General features: G+C 47.5%; 16 protein-coding genes. 7 read left to right on the forward strand and 9 right to left on the reverse strand.

Annotated features, from left to right (window positions below):
- Positions 1 to 4: 4 nt before the first annotated feature.
- The 3 genes from WC647_00060 to WC647_00070 all read right to left on the reverse strand — a co-directional run bounded on the left by WC647_00060 (position 5) and on the right by WC647_00070 (position 6,007).
- Entirely contained in the window at positions 5 to 1,447 is a 1,443-nt protein-coding gene (locus WC647_00060; protein ID MFA6220683.1) for a HAMP domain-containing sensor histidine kinase, read from the reverse strand.
- A gap of 224 nt (positions 1,448 to 1,671) precedes the next feature.
- Positions 1,672 to 2,049, reverse strand: a complete 378-nt coding sequence (locus WC647_00065) for a hypothetical protein (GenBank protein MFA6220684.1) — start codon at positions 2,047 to 2,049, stop codon at positions 1,672 to 1,674.
- A gap of 211 nt (positions 2,050 to 2,260) precedes the next feature.
- Positions 2,261 to 6,007: a PAS domain S-box protein gene (locus tag WC647_00070; GenBank protein ID MFA6220685.1), complete on the reverse strand. Its 3,747-nt coding sequence runs from the start codon at positions 6,005 to 6,007 to the stop codon at positions 2,261 to 2,263.
- A 235-nt stretch (positions 6,008 to 6,242) separates the two neighbouring features.
- On the opposite strand from WC647_00070, the gene WC647_00075 reads away from it, so the two are divergent.
- The 6 genes from WC647_00075 (at position 6,243) to selD (ending at position 12,764) form a co-directional block, all read left to right on the forward strand.
- Positions 6,243 to 7,400 (forward strand): efflux RND transporter periplasmic adaptor subunit, encoded by a 1,158-nt coding sequence (locus WC647_00075; protein ID MFA6220686.1) that lies wholly within the window; start codon positions 6,243 to 6,245, stop codon positions 7,398 to 7,400.
- Entirely contained in the window at positions 7,397 to 8,608 is a 1,212-nt protein-coding gene (locus tag WC647_00080) for an ABC transporter permease (protein ID MFA6220687.1), read from the forward strand. Before WC647_00075 ends, WC647_00080 begins: the two co-directional genes overlap by 4 nt.
- Complete coding sequence (locus WC647_00085) at positions 8,605 to 9,318, forward strand: ABC transporter ATP-binding protein (GenBank protein MFA6220688.1); 714 nt, start codon at positions 8,605 to 8,607, stop codon at positions 9,316 to 9,318. Before WC647_00080 ends, WC647_00085 begins: the two co-directional genes overlap by 4 nt.
- A 257-nt stretch (positions 9,319 to 9,575) precedes the next feature.
- Complete coding sequence (locus tag WC647_00090; protein ID MFA6220689.1) at positions 9,576 to 10,613, forward strand: cation diffusion facilitator family transporter; 1,038 nt, start codon at positions 9,576 to 9,578, stop codon at positions 10,611 to 10,613.
- A 140-nt stretch (positions 10,614 to 10,753) separates the two neighbouring features.
- Positions 10,754 to 10,990 (forward strand): twin-arginine translocase TatA/TatE family subunit, encoded by a 237-nt coding sequence (gene tatA / locus WC647_00095; protein MFA6220690.1) that lies wholly within the window; start codon positions 10,754 to 10,756, stop codon positions 10,988 to 10,990.
- A gap of 724 nt (positions 10,991 to 11,714) precedes the next feature.
- Complete coding sequence (gene selD, locus WC647_00100) at positions 11,715 to 12,764, forward strand: selenide, water dikinase SelD (GenBank protein MFA6220691.1); 1,050 nt, start codon at positions 11,715 to 11,717, stop codon at positions 12,762 to 12,764.
- A 130-nt stretch (positions 12,765 to 12,894) separates the two neighbouring features.
- Here the strand turns inward: selD and WC647_00105 are convergent, their stop codons facing one another.
- The 5 genes from WC647_00105 to WC647_00125 all read right to left on the reverse strand — a co-directional run bounded on the left by WC647_00105 (position 12,895) and on the right by WC647_00125 (position 16,060).
- Positions 12,895 to 13,284, reverse strand: coding sequence for a DUF1573 domain-containing protein (locus tag WC647_00105; GenBank protein MFA6220692.1), 390 nt, complete (start codon positions 13,282 to 13,284; stop codon positions 12,895 to 12,897).
- Positions 13,285 to 13,288: 4 nt separating this feature from the next.
- Entirely contained in the window at positions 13,289 to 13,717 is a 429-nt protein-coding gene (locus WC647_00110; protein MFA6220693.1) for a hydrogenase iron-sulfur subunit, read from the reverse strand.
- Positions 13,718 to 14,155, reverse strand: coding sequence for a hydrogenase iron-sulfur subunit (locus tag WC647_00115; protein MFA6220694.1), 438 nt, complete (start codon positions 14,153 to 14,155; stop codon positions 13,718 to 13,720). It abuts the gene before it with no gap.
- 89 nt (positions 14,156 to 14,244) lie between these two features.
- Positions 14,245 to 15,162 (reverse strand): SelB C-terminal domain-containing protein, encoded by a 918-nt coding sequence (locus tag WC647_00120; GenBank protein ID MFA6220695.1) that lies wholly within the window; start codon positions 15,160 to 15,162, stop codon positions 14,245 to 14,247.
- 709 nt (positions 15,163 to 15,871) lie between these two features.
- Positions 15,872 to 16,060, reverse strand: coding sequence for a hypothetical protein (locus WC647_00125; protein ID MFA6220696.1), 189 nt, complete (start codon positions 16,058 to 16,060; stop codon positions 15,872 to 15,874).
- Positions 16,061 to 16,221: 161 nt separating this feature from the next.
- Between WC647_00125 and WC647_00130 the strand changes: the two genes are divergently transcribed.
- The gene (locus tag WC647_00130; GenBank protein ID MFA6220697.1) at positions 16,222 to 17,115 is read left to right on the forward strand and encodes a PfkB family carbohydrate kinase; all 894 of its coding nucleotides are present in this window, start codon (positions 16,222 to 16,224) and stop codon (positions 17,113 to 17,115) included.
- Between the two features lie 186 nt (positions 17,116 to 17,301).
- Here WC647_00130 and WC647_00135 read toward each other — a convergent pair whose 3' ends face one another.
- On the reverse strand, positions 17,302 to 17,700 hold the full coding sequence (locus WC647_00135) for an ATP-binding cassette domain-containing protein (protein ID MFA6220698.1): 399 nt from the start codon (positions 17,698 to 17,700) through the stop codon (positions 17,302 to 17,304).
- Positions 17,701 to 17,717: the final 17 nt, after the last annotated feature.

Raw genomic sequence — 17,717 nt, forward strand, 5'->3', positions numbered from 1 at the left:
GAGTCTACTTGCTTTCGGTGGGAAGAGTGACAACGAACGTGGCGCCCGCTCCTTTATGGCTATGCGCTTCAATAGTCCCACCATGTTTCTGTAAAATGCCATATGTCACGGAAAGCCCAAGTCCTGTGCCTTTTCCAACCTCTTTAGTCGTGAAAAATGGATCAAAAATGTGGTGAATGTCTTCTGAGTCTATTCCCTCTCCTGAATCAGTCACTGATATCCTTACAAATTTACCATTTTCAAGAGATTCGCCTTTTACGCTCAGGACCCCACCATTAGGCATCGCTTGGATAGAATTTATAAAAAGATTCAAAAAAACCTGCTGCAGGCTCTTATAATCTCCGCGAACGCTGGGGAGATCCGCCGGCGCATCCACTTTTTCCTCCACTCCTGAAAGGAGTAACTGGTTCTTCACCAATTTCAGAGTATCCATGATTACCGAAGAAATTGAAGTTGTGATCATTTCCGGCTTCTCTGATCTCGAAAAATCCAGAAGATTTTTTATGATCTCTGAGGCTCTCTCCGATTGGATAATTATGTCCTGTATCATTCCAAGAGCCTCTTGCTCGTCAATACTTCCCAAATCTTCCTTGAGGGCCTCAGCGGTCAAAACAATATTATTAACAGGGTTGTTAAGCTCGTGAGCAATTCCGGATGTAAACGTCCCTATAGCGGAAATCTTTCTGGCCTGTACTAGCTGTTCCTGCCGTTCCTCCAGTTCACTGATCATCCTGTTAAAGGCCTTAAATAGGGGAGTAAACTCTTCGGATTGACACTGATCTTCGGGAATTGGAGTGAAATCCCCTTCCGCTATCTTTTCCATTGCTTGCTGCATCTGTACCAAAGGTGTGGTAAACAGAACGGCTATGTAGAAAGCGACCAGAATTCCGATAACCACAAAAAAAACCATTGAAGCTATAAACAAATAGAGAGCCTGCCGGAAAAGGCTTTCAATCCTGTCTCTTTCTTCCTTGGCCCAATTTCCACTCACATCCAGTAGAGATTGCGCTATCAACCTAAGTGACTCCTCAGTCACCGAAAAATCTAACTGATCTATTTTGTTATTTTCGTTGGATATTATCGACTGTAACTCTGACAGTGTTTCTTTGTAACAGACGAGGGTTTGATAAAATACGGGTTCTTTGTCATCTTTGGACAGATTCAGGATCGCAGATTCATGTCTTAGATAGAGGGCTTCAACTTTGTCTACATGAGCCAGGGCTTCGTTCAGGCTTGCCGGATGTTTGTAAAGAAAGAAATTTTTTTCGAAACGTCGAACTTCCAGAAGGTTATTTACCAGGTCATCGGCAACTTCAACTAGTTTGAGCCTTTTTCCGATTTCCCTATGTGACTGAAAACTGAAAATTGCAAACAACAATACTGATAGAAAGCAGAAAAGAAAGGCTAGGATGATCTTTCGACGTATCTTGAAACCGGCCTTTTTCATGTCTCGACCTCTTTAACGAGTCTTTAAGCCCCTATCAAAACGCATTTCGAGCCGGGAATTATTTTTAGAATGGTTAGATGCTACCAGAAAGAACGCTGGGAATCAATGTTATGACGTCGGGGTAAGTCTTGTCGTGGGCTAAATCGGAAAGATGTTCTGATGAGACTTGCGGCGCTTGAACTGACGTCAATCAAACCGCAAGCCTGAAAGTTTCATGGTTCGGGTCAATCATTCGTCTGAACTTGTTTCAGGAAAGCCAGAGAACGCCATTTCTTATGTCTATCAACCCACGGCACGCAGTCGGACCCTGTTTCACATATTTCCGGGACCGCTTGCAACGCCGGCGCTGTAAATCCTCGCTTTGATAGCTGTTCCATTACCGCCACTAGAATCCCTTTTCCCGCAAGTAATCCATTGCGACTTGCTTCAGTCGTGAAACGGCCAAAATTTCTCGTGTAATAATTGAATGGTCCGAGCAGACCGAAAAGCGTAATAAATGCTACGGTTTTCCACGTCAGGAACGCTTGAACCTCGAAACCGCCATCGGAAATTCTCTGTGCGGCATTTATGAGATCTATCAGAGAATCAATAATAGAATCCATGCCATACACTCCTTTTCTCCTAAATAGATTTTATTTCCTATGGCATAGAGACCATGATCAATAGAGAAGGTTCCGATAAATTTCTTGGTTATAATTTAGAAATTTTCCGGAAAGGAAGGTATGGATCGAGCATCACAAACAAATGGAAAGACGTAACTGACGATGGGGCGTCGAAGCAATTGATTCTCCTCCACTTTATTCACTTAGGGAATTATGAGGATTCTTTAGGATCAAGAATTCTTCGGATTTGAGCGAGCATTTCATTTAAGTTATATGGTTTGCTAACAAATCCTTTCGCTCCAGCCGCCACCGCTTCCTTTGCAGCGCCATTCGCGGAATATCCGCTACAGATTAAGGCTTTAACGCTTGAATCAATCCTGAGGAGCCCTTCCAAGCACTCCTTTCCTCCCATTTCGGGCATTATCAGATCCAGGATGATTAGAGAAATACTGGAACGCTTATCCTGGTACAATTTCAGGGCTTCCTTTCCACTGGACGCCGTGATTACCGTGTATCCAGCTCCCTCCAGGAGATCCTTTCCCACATCTCGTACATTTTCCTCGTCATCAACCAGCATGATTGTCTCGGTTCCGCCAATAGAACTTTGGGAAATCTTCGATTCATCTGAATCATTTTGCGGCAAAAAAGATGGAAAATAGATCTTGAAAGTAGTTCCTATTTCCGGTTCGCTGTAACAAATAATGCTCCCCTCATGCTGTTTCACCAAACCGTAGACCATCGCCAGACCCAGGCCAGTCCCTTTGCCTAGCGCCTTGGTCGTGAAAAATGGTTCGAAGATACGTTCCATTGTTTTCTTGTCCATGCCCTGGCCGGTATCGGATACGGAGAGTAAAACATGAGGACCCGGCGCGGCGTCAAGATGAACAGCGCAATATGCGGCGTCAAGAATTACATTTTCAGTCTCAAGTATTAGCCTGCCTCCCTCCGGCATGGCGTCCCTCGCATTGACGGCGAGGTTCATTACCACCTGCTCGATCTGAGAACTATCGGCGTTGATCAAGCTGACTTCTTCTTGAAGATTAAGGTCAATCTCAATCATCTTCGGAATTGTACGATCCAGCAACTTCTTGATCTGTACGATTTCCTGATTCAGATTAATCGGCTTCGGTTTGGTTTCAGTCTTCCGGCTGAAAGTCAGCAGGCTCTTTACAAGGTCAGCACCGTTAGTCGCCACCTTATTGATGGATTTAACATTTTTCCTAAGTTTATCCGATATTTGTGGATCCATCATAATCAATTCGGAATACCCGATCACCACCTGAAGGAGGTTATTAAAATCATGTGCGATACCACCGGCCAATGTGCCTATAGCTTCCATCTTTTGCGCTTGCATTAGCTGAGCCCTAAGATTCTTGGTTTCTGTGACGTCCATAATAAATGCCAGAATTGCCGGTTCTCCTTCGTAATCTATCTTCTTAGGCCACAAAACCATGTCGAACAAAGCGCCGGTCTTTTTGAATCCTTCTAATTGGTATGAAGTGCGCATAGGCTTGCCCAGCATAAATCTCTTGTATCGTTCTTTGAAAAGCCGCTGATGCCCCGGAGCGACAAACTCAGAGAGCGCTTTCCCTACTATTTCATCCTGACTCTCACAGTTAAAGATGGCCATAAGCTCTGGATTCGCGTAAACATATTTTTCTTTTTGAAAGATCCCGACACCTATCGGCGCCTGTTCAATCAAGAGCCTCATTTTTTTTTCGGAATCCTCTAGTTGCTGCTCGTACTTCTTCCGGTCAGTAATGTCCGTGGCTGTCGCTAGGCTCCCTTTTAATGAGCCATCGACATTCCAAATTGATATTGAGGTTACAAGAGTGTGTAAAATTGTACCGTCCTTGCGCCTCCACTCAAATTCATAAGATCGTGAAGGCGTCTTTGTCCGCTGAGACATCTGCTCTAAAAAAGTTTTCATGCTGGATTTTTCAAGAAACTCATCTACACGATGACCAATAAGTTCATCCTCCCTATAACCGAGCATCTCAACCGACCTCTTGTTTACGTATTCAAAAATTCCCTTGTCATCTATTAACCCCAAACCTTCCGTCATGGTGTCTATTAAATTACGATATCGCTCTTCACTTTCTCTTAAGGCCTGCTCATTTTGTATCCTCTGAGATATGTCGGTCACAACCGCGACGATCGTATCATTCTCGGGTTCTGAGGGGTTTAAATGCGTGATCCGTATTACACCATCGAAGTCAGAACCATCTCTTCTCCGTAATTTTGCGTCAATTTCAGTAACTTTCCCCGGTCCAAGGTATTGATACAGCGCCTGCCCAACACGCTCAAACTCGTCCTCCGATTGATACAGAATCCGCGCGCTTTGCCCTACATATTCGAGTTCCTGTTCAAAGCCGAACATCGTGGCCCATGACTCGTTGGCCCATTTTATGATCCGGTTCTCCGCCAAATGTATGCCAACCGGTGATGTGGCCAGGATTGTTTTCAGTAGCTTTTCGCTATCTTCTAACGCCTTCTCTGCTTTCTGCCTCTCCGAGATATCGATGCCCACTCCCAGCACACATTGAGTATTGCCGATCTCAATTTTTCTTCCCGTGAAATAATATGGGATGGCAGCCCCTTGTTTTGTGAGATAATGAGCTTCCATCGCTGTTTCACCCTTGCTAAAAACTTCTTCGAAACCATTCTTCAGGCCATTTTTGTCGTTTTCCAGGATAAAATCCAGCGAGCGCATTCTGGAGATTTCTTCAGACGAATAACCAGTAACAAGTTCAGCGTTTTTGTTCCACCTGAGCACCCTACCTCGTGAATCAAAAAGATAAAAAACCCCGGGCAAACTATTGATGACTTCATCCGAGAAATGTTTTTCTTTCTGGAGATCATCATGGGACTTTTTGCGTTCGATCTCCCTTTCTTCCAACGCAATAGCCATTTTATCAAAAGCCCTACCAAGTATACCCAACTCACCTGCGCTATCGTCCAAACCTGTACGAACTCTGAGGTCGCCGCTAGCAATTTTGTTTGTCGTGTCAACAAGAGTATCCATTTGACTCATGATCAAAAGACGGGTCAAAATCCACACCCCTAAAAAGGCCGCCAGCAAAGCTATTCCTAACCAGACGACGTCAAAAAATACCAGTCGATTGGCGGCTCCGACCACTGTCTCCTTTGGAATACCTACATAGACGTAGACTCCTTTCGAAAAACCTTCTACTCGCGTAAATCCGTAAATCTTCTTTGTGCCATCTATCCCAACCGCTTCTGTTGTTCCTTTATTTTCCTTGAAGATTTTGTTTACAATTTCAGCGTCCGGAGCCGAATGTCCAACCCATTTTCCAGGATTGGCGCTGCGGGCAAGGATTGTCCCTGTGGAATCTATCGCTGTCAGAGTGGAATCCTCGGGAATCCCTGCGTTTGCGGCAATGATATTGAACCAACTAATATCAAACGAGGCGAAGAGCGCTCCACGAATTTCACCCGCAGGGCCTAACACCGGGTATACCATGGTGATGGCGCCTCTTGGACTCGATGGTCCGGTTTCGGCCGTCCCGATTGAAAATTCTCCAGTTTTCATTGCTTCTTGGAAACATGGTCGACTCGAAAGTACGTCAGAGTCAGGAATAGGGATAACACTACAAACCAGTTTACCTTTTGAGTCTAATAGGCCTATATTCTCATACATAGTTAAGACGTGTTTGAAAAAGCTTGGGACGAAATTTCGTGAACATAAGGCTGGACTCATTTCTTGGGTTTTGGGGTCCCGGGCCAGATCGGCCAACATGTTTCTTGTCTCATCAATAGTAAAAGTGAACACTTTCACGAAATTGCCGGCCGATTGGAAGGCCCTTTCATGGGCTTTGGTCAAAATTGATCTGCGTTGTTCAATCGCGGTAAATAAGGTCAGGCCTACACACGGGATTAAACCTAAGGTTACGATAAAAATCATCCTCCAGCGAATGCTGTTATAAAAATGGCGCATTTATATTTTCTCCAGAATAAGGACCACCGGATTTCCTCGACGAGAAAGATGATAATATTTTGATCAATTAATAATTCAGAGATTATATTACTATGATGGCAACTTGCGAAACAGTCCGTCAATCAATTAGAACTGACAGCTAGAAATAACATTCAAACGATTAAATCGCGAGAAATTATTCTGACTTCGGTATATTTTATAGAGTTTTGCGGATAAATCCCGATGAGGTAGACAATTGAATCCAGTCATGATGAATGTTCTGCGCAAGGGGTGGAAATGGACAGTCTTGGCGCTGTTAATCATAATAGTGGGCTATAAAGCCAAATTTGCCCCCATTCCTGTTTCCACTCAGCCAGTTCGTGTTGGAGAAGTGATTGCGGAAGTTATGGGGACAGGCACGCTCGAGGCCCACTACCAAAGCACCGTGAGTTCTAAAATACAGGGGCTATTAGTCGAACTCCTGGCTGATCAAAATGACTGGGTTAAGTCAGGACAGTTACTTGCGCGTCTCGATGATTCCGACCTGAAAAGAGAAGTGACTACTCAAGAAGCAGTTGTGAAGGCCGGAGAAGCGACGGTTGAAAGGGCAAAGGCTGATGAGGCCAAGTCCCAGGCCATTTTTGAACTAACCAAACTGGACTACCAAAGATATGCGCAATTATTCACTTCAAAAAGCATCTCGCAAGAACTAATGGACAAAAACATCCAGAACCTGGCCGTTGCCCAGGCGGATCTTCAGAGGGCCACTGCGGCGGTGAGTGAAGCCAATCGGCAATTGGTTGCAGCTCAGGAAAGGCTTCATTTTCAACAGGCTCGGCTTGCCGACACTTTAATATACAGCCCGTTTTCCGGTTTGGTAGTACGTCGGGATCGTGACATAGGTGACATAGTGGTACCAGGCGCGTCCATTTTCAGGATCATATCCACAAAGGAGATGTGGGTGTCCGCCTGGGTTGATGAAACTGCTATGGCAGGACTTGCCAAGGATCAGCAAGCTCGTGTCGTTTTCAGATCAGAACCCAAGAAAGATTACCACGGTAAAGTTTCCAGGATCGGAAGCGAAGTCGATAAGGAGACTAGAGAATTTCTGGTTGATGTTGGGGTCGACGTCCTTCCAAAAAACTGGGCGGTTGGTCAGCGCGCCGAGGTTTATATTGAAACAGGCAGAAAGGCGGGGGTCTTAAAGGCGCCTTTAAGCGGTATTGTATGGGAAAAAGGAAAGGCCGGGGTTTTTCTGATGTCAAATGGAAAAGCTGAATGGAGACCGGTAGTCCTCGGTTTAAGAGGTATTAAAGATGTGGAAGTAACACAAGGGCTTTCAAAAGATGACATTGTTATAACAGGACCGAACCCTTCGCAAATAAAAAATGGGCAGAGGGTTTACAGCGAATGAACCTTGCTATCAAAGATATTCGCCATAACCTTTCACGTTTTTCCCTTACAGCGTTCGGCATTGGGATGCTTCTCATGATAGTCATGGGAATGGGGGGAATTTATCAAGGGCTCATAAAAGAGGCCACTCTGCTGGTGGACAATATAGGGGCTGACATTTGGGTGGTTCAGCATGGAACAAGAGGGCCATTCGCCGAAATTTCCAGGATACCTAGAAATCTGGAGGATCGTTTACAGTCAGTGCCTGGAGTGGCGTCGGCCCGCGCCTTTGTGACCTATGCGGTTCAGAGAGAATCTCGCGGGGCCCCTCTTCGGATGCAGGTTGAGGGGCTTTCATGGCCCGAGGATAAAGGAGCGTGGCTGCCCCTGATAGCTGGTCGGAAAATCGAAGCTGCGCATTACGAAATGGTCGCTGATCAGATATTGGGCTTGAGGCTGGGTGACAAAGTTAGGCTCGGGAAAAATGCCTACACAGTGGTGGGAATCACGAAGGGTATGTCCAGCATGGCCGGTGATGGGCTGGCTTTCTTCACCTTACTTGACGCCCTGGAAATTCAATACGACTATTCTGGAGAAGCCATAAGAATTGAACGACAAGCAAGACGAACTCGAATAGCCCGTCAGGATATAGGGGCTACTCTACCCTCACTTATTGAAAGGTCTCAACTTCCATCAGCGAATCTGGCAGCCATACCTCGACCTTCCGTTAGCGCCGTTCTTGTCCGAGTAGAACCTGGAAGCGATGTCTCAGGGGTCATGTCCCAGATCTCAAGTTGGACTGACGTCACCGCCTTCACCAGAGACCAACAGAATGAACTGCTTCTAAGGGGCGTGGTGGACAGGGCCCGTAGACAGCTTGGTCTCTTCAGGGCCCTTCTGATTCTTATATCAGCCATAATCATGGCATTGATCCTATACACTTTAACTCTTGAAAAAATTCATGATATTGCGATGCTAAAACTGATAGGAGCCCGCAACACGGTAATCCTGTCACTTATTGTCCAACAGGCCCTATTGTTGGGTTTCTTGGGCTATCTTTTCGCTTTCTATGCGGGTAAGTGGGTATTTCCCATGTTTCCACGCAGAGTTGTGATCAACAACGACGATTTGCTGTCTTTGGCCGTTATAGTGTTCATAATATCTATTCTATCCGCCGGCCTAGGCATTTGGAAAGCCCTTAGCATAGAGCCCAATGAGGTTGTTTCATGACAGGCCACAGCGCAGCGATTTTGGCTGAGGGTCTCACCAAGATTTACGGCAGCGGTAATGCGGAAGTCACAGCCATGCAGGATGTGTCGTTCAGCCTTGATAGCGGAGAGGTAGTGGCCTTGCTTGGGCCTAGCGGCGCCGGCAAGTCGACGCTACTTACCATAGTGGGCCTAATTAACACACCAACAGCGGGGCGACTAATCATAGGAAAGGACCTGGTTACCGAAGGTCCTAACGCCAAGGTCAACTTGAGATCTTACAGGCGACGTTTTATCGGATATGTTCTCCAAAAAGCCAACTTGATACCTTTTCTTACCGCTTTGGAAAATGTCCGACTGGCTCTGGAAATCAACGATGTCCCTGGAAGGATGGCTCGAGCAAGAGCGATGACATTGTTAGAGAGTCTCGATGTGGGCCATAGGTTTAACAACCTTCCATACATGCTTTCGGGAGGAGAACAGCAGAGAGTTGCAGTAGCTCGGGCGCTTGCCAACAATCCCAAACTGGTTCTTGCTGATGAGCCAACAGCCGCATTGGACAGTGTGAGGGGTAAACAGGTCATGGAACTCTTTCGGACTGTGGCTCATGAATACGGGACGACTGTCATGGTGGCCACGCATGACCACCGCAGTCTCGAAGTTTTTGATCGTATCCTTGAGATGGAGGACGGAAGGTTAAGATTCAACGACCAAGATCACGATATTCACTAGATCCGGTTTTTAGTCCAAAGTGTTTTCATGAACTTAGGTAGACTCTTCTAACGCTGGTAGGGGACAATCACAAGATGAGCCCGTTCTTCGCTCAAGCGGACCCTCAAACCAAAAAAGCCATGACAAAGCCTATGATTGGATATTAAGATCAGACACATCCAAAAAGAAGGCTGTTCCACGAATATTCTGACGATGTTACATCACGGAAAAATTTAGAGGAACAACACGGAAACATCTAAGCGCCTAACGACAAAACTATGACTGATCAGCAATCGACAGAATTCCCTCAGGAAGCCCACAAGTCCCTGGAACAGCAGAATTACAGGTCCAACTTTAGGATCATGGCAGTTTCGGTACTTCTTGGCGTAGGAATAATGGGATTGAAATTTTATGGTTACTGGATTACCGGATCATCCGCAATTCTGTCTGACGCTCTTGAATCAATAATTAACGTCGTAGCCAGCGCATTTGGATTGGGGAGCGTCATTTTTTCCGCAAAGCCTGCGGATGAAAACCATCCGTATGGTCACGGAAAGATTGAGTTCTTTTCCGCGGGCTTCGAAGGGTCCCTCATTTTAATCGCTGCAGTGGGAATCTTTGTACAAGGAATGAAACAAGCACTGAATCCAGTAGTTCTTCCAAACCTTGAAAAAGGCTTGTTCTTTTTATTGGCGTCTGGCCTGGGCAATCTGGCCCTGGGAGTCGCTCTATTGAGAGTAGGTCGACGAACCAGATCAATTGTTCTGGAAGCCGACGGGAAGCATTTATTGACCGACGTTTACACGTCTTCCGCGGTGCTTCTGGCTTTGGGGCTGGTCTATGCTACGGGCTGGTACAGGCTGGATGGAATTATCGCGTGCGCTGCTGGAGTGAACATAGTTTATTGGGGCATGGGCCTCATCGGTAAAGCTTCCGGCGGACTCATGGACAAAACAGACCCTGAGCTGTTGGAGGAGATTTCCGCTTTGTTGGCCAGTCACAAAAAAGAATCCTGGATTGACGTTCACCGACTCCGCACATGGCGATCGGGCTCCAGGATTAACGTAGATTTTCATCTTGTGGTGCCCACCGACCTCACGGTTGAACAGGGACACAGCGAGGTGAAAGACCTGGAGTCAATATTTTCCGAACATTTCCGGGGCATGTCCGACGTATTGATCCATCTTGATCCCTGTGACAAGATACAATGTCCCTGTTGCGAATACGAACCTTGTACTCATAGGCAGGGAACGCTGGTCCACCGTCAAATATGGGACCGCCATACCCTCACAAGCAATTCGCACAATGGGGATTAGGGTATACGGCGTATGATCAAGGTACAATGACCAAGGTACATTTGACAGCGCACTCATAATGGCTTACCATCATATTGGGTAACAGGTCATGGCTATCAACTCTCAAACCCGCCTGTTAATTCAACATACAGGAGTTCCACATGGGCATTCCAGCTCCAACAGAGTTACTATTAATACTGGGCATCGTGCTTCTGGTCTTTGGAGGCAAACGCATACCTGAGATTATGGGCGGTTTGGGACAAGGCATTAAGTCGTTGAAGAAAAACCTTGAAGGTGAAGATGAGTCCGCCCAACGTCCGCCAGCGCATTCAAACGAACCGGCCCCCCAACTGGCCAAGCCCGCTGACGCCACTGGAATCCGGGCAGAAGCTAAGTAACATTTCGGTTGGCAAGGGTAGTATCTGGACGGTCGCGAGCCGGTCGTGAGACAGTAATGCCCCACCGACTCACTCAAAATGTTTTATCCCTATGGTGTCTTACCCCCTACGGCGCCGCCTGGAATGGTCTTGAGAGACTTGACTTACTGAAGACCCTATTAGGCATGGTAAATATAACATCCTAAAGTGAACGGACTTCGTGTAAAAACTCCGTCTTCGTTGCATGATTTACTCCTGAACGGGACATCCAGAACAAGCGGAAGCTATTTACCTGAAACAAATTTCGTGTTTTTGGGGGGTCATCTATGATTGTAGATATGACTTGCGCCTTGTCAAAACCCAATCCTGCTCCGTTGAACTTTAGATCGCAACCAATCCACGGCGTATTACAGTCATGAATTATCTGTCTTTCCAGGTGTCGCTAAACTCAGCTAAACCTGACTTGCCCATCCCGATAAAGTCGCCCTTAATTTGAGTCCAGACTCGAACTGGTTTTATTAAGCCGCTGAGTTTAAAAACCCATGGTACCAATTTCCAATATTTCTCTTTTACGTTTGCGATCTGGGAGCTTTGCAGGGCGTTTCCCCACTCTGGAAAAACAGGAAAGTAATCCTTGACATCAGTTCAGTGACTTTGCCATCGTATCTACTGATAGTGTATATTGTAGAAGTCGATGATGGTTTGAAGCAACATCTTGCAAAGAGACAATAAGCGGAGACTTCCAATGAGTATTGATGAAATTAAGCTCACATCGCTGTCCAAAACATCCGGTTGAGCGGCTAAAATCGGTCCTGGGGACCTTCATAAGGCTTTGTGCGGGCTGGAGATCCCCTTTGATTCCAATGTGCTGACCGGAATCGAGGGCTCGGAGGATGCCGGTGTGTACAAACTATCCGATGACCTGGCCCTAGTGCAAACCATCGATTTCTTTACACCTATCGTCGATGATCCGCGCTTATTCGGAAAAGCCGCTGCTGCGAATTCGCTGAGCGATGTTTACGCTATGGGCGGTCGTCCTGTTACTGCAATGAATGTGGTCTGTTTTCCCATCCGTAAGCTCGGCCTGGAGACTCTTCGCAGCATTTTGGAAGGTGGATTGGAGATCCTGCGTGAAGCTGGCGTGGCGCTCGTCGGTGGCCACAGCGTGGAGGACGATGAACCTAAATATGGGCTCTCCGTTACAGGACTCGTCCATCCTGACAAAATTATGACTAACTCCGGGCTCAGACCAGGGGACAAGCTTGTTCTAACCAAAGCGCTTGGAACCGGCATTGTCGCAACAGCACTGAAAGGTGGATTAGCTTCCCCCAAATCCATTCAGACCATGGTGGATTCCATGTGTACCCTTAATAAAACGGCTTCCGAGGTCGCGGAGTCCTTTGGAGTTAAGGCGTGTACCGATGTGACTGGATTTGGCCTTGCTGGTCACCTCGTTGAAATGGCAAGAGCGAGTAAATGCAGAGTAAAAATTCGATCATATGACGTCCCAGTTCTTGAAGGGGTTCTGGAAGCGGCGTCTATGGGCCTTGTACCAGCGGGAGCCCATAGCAACAGAGAGCATTTCTCAAGTTGGATTACAGTAGACCGAACAGTGCCGCTTGAAAGATCGGATATCATGTTTGACCCTCAAACTTCGGGTGGGCTGCTAATAGGAATTCATGGGGCCCAGGCAAAAGCGCTCCTGGCAATGCTTGCTTCTAAGGGCGTTGCGCCGGTGGCCGAGATTGGGGAAGTGACTACGGATGACCCGGAAGGACACTTGGACATTATCTAAGAAATGAACCGGCCAAGAGACTGTCAAATGCTTTTTGCCATGATAGCCATTGTACATTTCATTCTCTAACATCCCACCAGCAATAGCCATCTTTTTGGAAGACAAGTCTATCACGCCGATGGATAGCCCTTCATTCGCGAACAATTTCGGCGAGGAGAGTCAAGGTAATATTGGGCCGCTCTGAATCGTTGGATTGTACATGGATGTGTCTCTCTATCCTGCCGGGTGACAAGCCTGCAGTGTCCAGAATTACCACGATCTCGCTGCGATCCCGAGGCGTTAATTCTTGGCTCTCGTTGAAAACTTCCGTGCAGCCACAATCGGCATGAATCTCTTTGATGAACAAGGTCGTAGATCCGATGTTGACGAATGGAAATTGCACCGTGATTTTCTGTCCATGGGTCACTTGGCCTAAATCTCTAGTCTGTACCCCAAACGAAATTTTGGGTCCTGCTGCCCACGCATTGAGCGTCTGCAGACAAATAATCGCCATTACGACAATTAGCTTTTTAATCGCCATGATCTTATCTCCTTGTTGATGGCCGAAGAGGCGAAGGCCCCAATCCTCTGATCTTTTCAGTAAAATCAGTCACTACTTTGGCAAACCGAGGACCCTCAGCGGAAGAGACCCATTTAAGGCAAAGGCGCTCAGGGTCAACGCCACTTAAATCCAAAAGCGCCTTCGTAAAGGTGATTCTCTTAACCGTCATATAGTTTCCCGCAACGTAGTGACAGTCCCCAATGTGACATCCCCCTACAAAGACTCCGTCCACCCCTTTTTGAAAAGCCTTCAATATCTGTTGCGGCCCAACAGTGGCGGAACACAGAGTGCGAATTGTGCGTATATTCGGTGGATATTGGAGGCGGCTGACGCCCGCGAGGTCCGCTCCTCCGTAAGCGCACCAGTTACACAGGAAGCCAATTATTATGGGTTCGAACTGCTCGGCTGACATTTATATTCCCTTGTAAACAGAATTTTTTTTCGTCAGTGCAATGCATCCAAGGCCATGAACCTGTTCAGTAAATTCTGTCATGACCTGCGCAAAGCGAGTGCCTTCCGACGCTGATATCCATTCTCTCCTCAACCGATTCTGGTCGATTCCCAGAAGCTCTATAATTTGTCTCGTTTTTGCCATCATTTTCAGGGCTTTATGGTTGCCCTCGGAATAATGACAATCACCAATGTGGCAGCCTGTGACAAGAACTCCATCAGCGCCCCTCTCGAATGCCCTCAGGATGTATGACGGAGCCACCATGCCGGAACACATCAGGCGAATTAATCGTATGCTGGGCGGATACTGCATCCTTCCCACACCAGCCAGATCAGCTCCTCCATAGGAGCACCAGTTGCAGGCAAAGACGATTATCTTTGGCGTAAAGTCCGAGTTCATAATACGGTTCCTTCGTCCTTTGAGATTGGACGACTCCGAGTCCAGCCATAAATTGACAAAGTCTGTCGGCACAATCGGCGTTGGTTTCGTCAACTAGAGGACGCCCCGTTGGAAACATGGCTCATCCTATATTCCTGTTTAGGGGCCAAGCGATTCTCTGACTTTAAGACCCGCACATTGCCCACACGACATGTGAGGCCGATAGAGTCCAGATAATCGAGCACCGGTACGCCTCTTGACCTCCCGTAGCCAAGGATTTCCAGGGAATCCTTGATGCTTAGACTCCCTTTCCGTAGGATCAGGGCCCTGACTCTTTCCCCGATTTCTTTCATGGCTTCAGACGTTAGGTATCGCCCGTCGTTCAGTCGGACCAGTTTTTCCTGCGTGTGAAGATAATTGAGCGCCTTCTGGACATCTCTCCATAGGATCCCGTCCCCGCAGGAGTCGTAGAATGTTCCGGCGGAGAAACTAGCGTGGCCCTGCTTAGCGGCAAATTCCGTCAGCCTGTCTATCAGTTTTCTCTTATTTGAAGACTGTCTACCCACGAGGCTGCGGATTTGATACCCAATATCGGTCTTGATGAGCTTGCCTTCCGTGCAGAGCCGGTTGAGCATTGTCTCAAAAAGAGCCTCATCAAGAGTCGGCTCCAGGCGATATCGAATTTCGTTTACGCTCGCCGCGAATTTACAGGAATCTCCCGCCAGGATCTCTTTCGTCACATTCATCAGTTGGGTTGTCAAAATCTCATAGGAATCCGCGAGAAAGTATCCTTGGCCTTTCAAATCAAGTAGTTTTCCACATTTCACTTTTAACCTGATTTCCGCTTCGATTTTTTCGATAGGAAAACCACCACAGGATGCAATCTCTTCCGCACTGACCGGACGGTTCGGACATCTCAAAAAGTAAAGTTCGGTGAACTCGCTGACGTCTTTTTCCCCCAAAGTCCCCAAGTAAGCCACACTCTTTGCCATCTTGACTGTTCTGAACTTTTCATTGGTTATGTCCAAATTGTTCCCTCCTCCAATTATGCCGTGGAAATTCAATCACGAAATTGTGATGAACCATAAGAAACCTGTCTTTTGCCTGCTTCTCTGGTTGAATAGTCTCCCGATCTTTTAGACCGGGCCAACGGGGTTCTGCAGCCGGCGGGGCGCCTAGCGCCACTGCCCCCCTATTGCCTCAACGAGGCCTATGAGCCAGACTGAAAGGAATCTTAACGGGGAACTTCGTAAACAAGGGACGGGAAAGAAAGAAGCTTTCGGCCTAGCCCAAAGCGTACCAAACACGGGTAGCCTGGATTAGGCTACCTCATGTAAAGCCGAAAAACTGGTACATGAATGGACTCCTCATGCGAGATGCGCCCATGGCGCTGAAAAAAACGGTTACCATAGGTAATTACGATATGTCAATTCATTATTATAGATGGGCATTAGCGGCTGACGTCGACTTGGTGAATTCTCTGTTTACGTGATTGGCAACCTCCTGTGGAGCCAACGTTTACGAATAATTGCCCCTGAGTTCAGAGCTGCGTTTAAAATGATCATTGCACGCTTAGCCTTGACTTCTTTTACGTCCACTTTTTACAGGATTTTGCTCGGTTCTCTTTTCTTTTTCTGCTTATAGATCTGACTTCTTCAGGAATTGGCGCGGGCACAGGCTCGCCGGAGATCTTTCTCACTGCGCCGAATCGAGGGGGCATGCTTCAGAACAAGTCCCTCATTTTGTGCATTTCTCCTGATCAATCACCTGGATCAGGTTTTTACCTCCCACAATCGCCTCCTTAGGGCATTTCTTGAGGCAAACCGAAAATGCCGGGCGCATGGTCGGATCGATATGGTAAGAAACCGCTTCACGAAAAAGCCTCTGAGAATGTAGCCACGCGATCGCCACGTAAGCTTTACCCATGAGCACAGGATCAGGGGCTATTCGACATGTGATTTACTGCGCTTCATTATCACTGAGCCTCGGAGATTATGTTGATCGCTATGTTGTCGTGGGGTATGGTCACAAGGCGATGAACAAACTCCAGATATGCCTTCGATTCTCCCGAGCAGGAAACCGACGAGATGTACGATGTGTGCGTAATCGGTCACGTAACTAAAGATCTAATCAATATCCGCGGCAGGACCAGAGAGATGCCAGGAGGAACCGCTTACTATGCAGGCATGACTCTGAGAAGCCTGGGGCTGAATGTCGCCGTGATAACAAAGGTCGCTACCGGAGATGAGCGGGCACTACTCGAACCGTTGGTCAAAAGCGGGGTGCGCCTCTTTGTGGGCCATTCAAAGTTTACGAGCGCTTTTGAGAATATCTATGTATCTCCGGACCGGAACGAGAGAATTCAAAAGGTCAAAGCTGTGGGCGATTCGTTTCTTCCCGAGGACCTCGGGAGAATCCAAGCCTCAGCGTTCCATTTAGGGCCACTCACACCTGCAGAAATGACGCCGGACTTTATTGAACAACTTTCTCGACTAGGCGGCCTGGTGTCACTTGATGCTCAGGGGTTCACCCGAGGAATTGAACGACAAACTATTGTTCCTCAAGACTGGTGTTTAAAAGAGCAGGGACTGGCTCATGTGGACATACTCAAGGTCGATGACAGTGAAGCTGCGATGATGTCCGGAGGGCAGGATATAAAACTGGCAGCGCAGAGACTCGCTGATTTCGGACCTGCTGAGGTAATAATCACCATGGGGAGTTCCGGTTCGTTGATTTTTGCCCACCGTACGTTCTACCGAATTGCAGCGGTTCCCACAGCGACCATATCGGACCCCACTGGATGTGGAGATACGTACGTCGCAGGATACTTAGCTCATCGCCTCAAATCGAATGACTTGGATAAAGCCGGCCGATTCGCGGCCCGTCTGGCTTCCATCAAGCTCCAAATCTTTGGGGCTCTGACGCGAAACCGGTTACCAGCGCAGGTTCTAGGTAATTGGCAACTCCCGTCGAGACAGTAGTGTTGCAAAAGGTTCCTCACTTGGGATATGTCCTCCTCAATGCTTGCCTATTTGTAGTTTTATTGGTTGCTGAGAACGAACCACGGTGAGCGATTTGAACTCGGTCCGTAAGTCACGGGTTTGTCCATAGAGCGGCGCCGGGGTTTGGGCGGCCATAAAAAAGTAAGGGACAGAAGTTACCGGAGGTCAGACTGAAGACCGTACTTCCTTTTCGAGCATATCCAGAATCTGAGACGCCATTCGACCATAGGCGGTATAGCTCCTATCTCGAGGTCTTGGCATTTGAACTTCCATGATTTCAAGGATTTTCCCCGGTCGACTTGACATCACCACAACGCGGTCACCAAGGAAGATAGCCTCATCAACACTATGAGTCACGAATAGGACCGTCTTACGGTTTTTTTCCCATATCCTAAGCAGTTCTTTTTGAAGCAAGATCCGAGTATGGGCGTCCAGAGCTCCAAGAGGCTCATCCATGGGCATGACATCGGGATTGTTGGCAAGCGAGCGGGCGATGGCGACACGCTGTTGCATACCGCCCGACAGTTCGTAGGGAAAGGCTCGCTCGAATGCTTCCATTCCCACCAGTCGCAAGAATGATC

Source organism: Desulfomonilaceae bacterium, assembly GCA_041662605.1.
Lineage (GTDB): Bacteria > Desulfobacterota > Desulfomonilia > Desulfomonilales > Desulfomonilaceae > CAJBEZ01.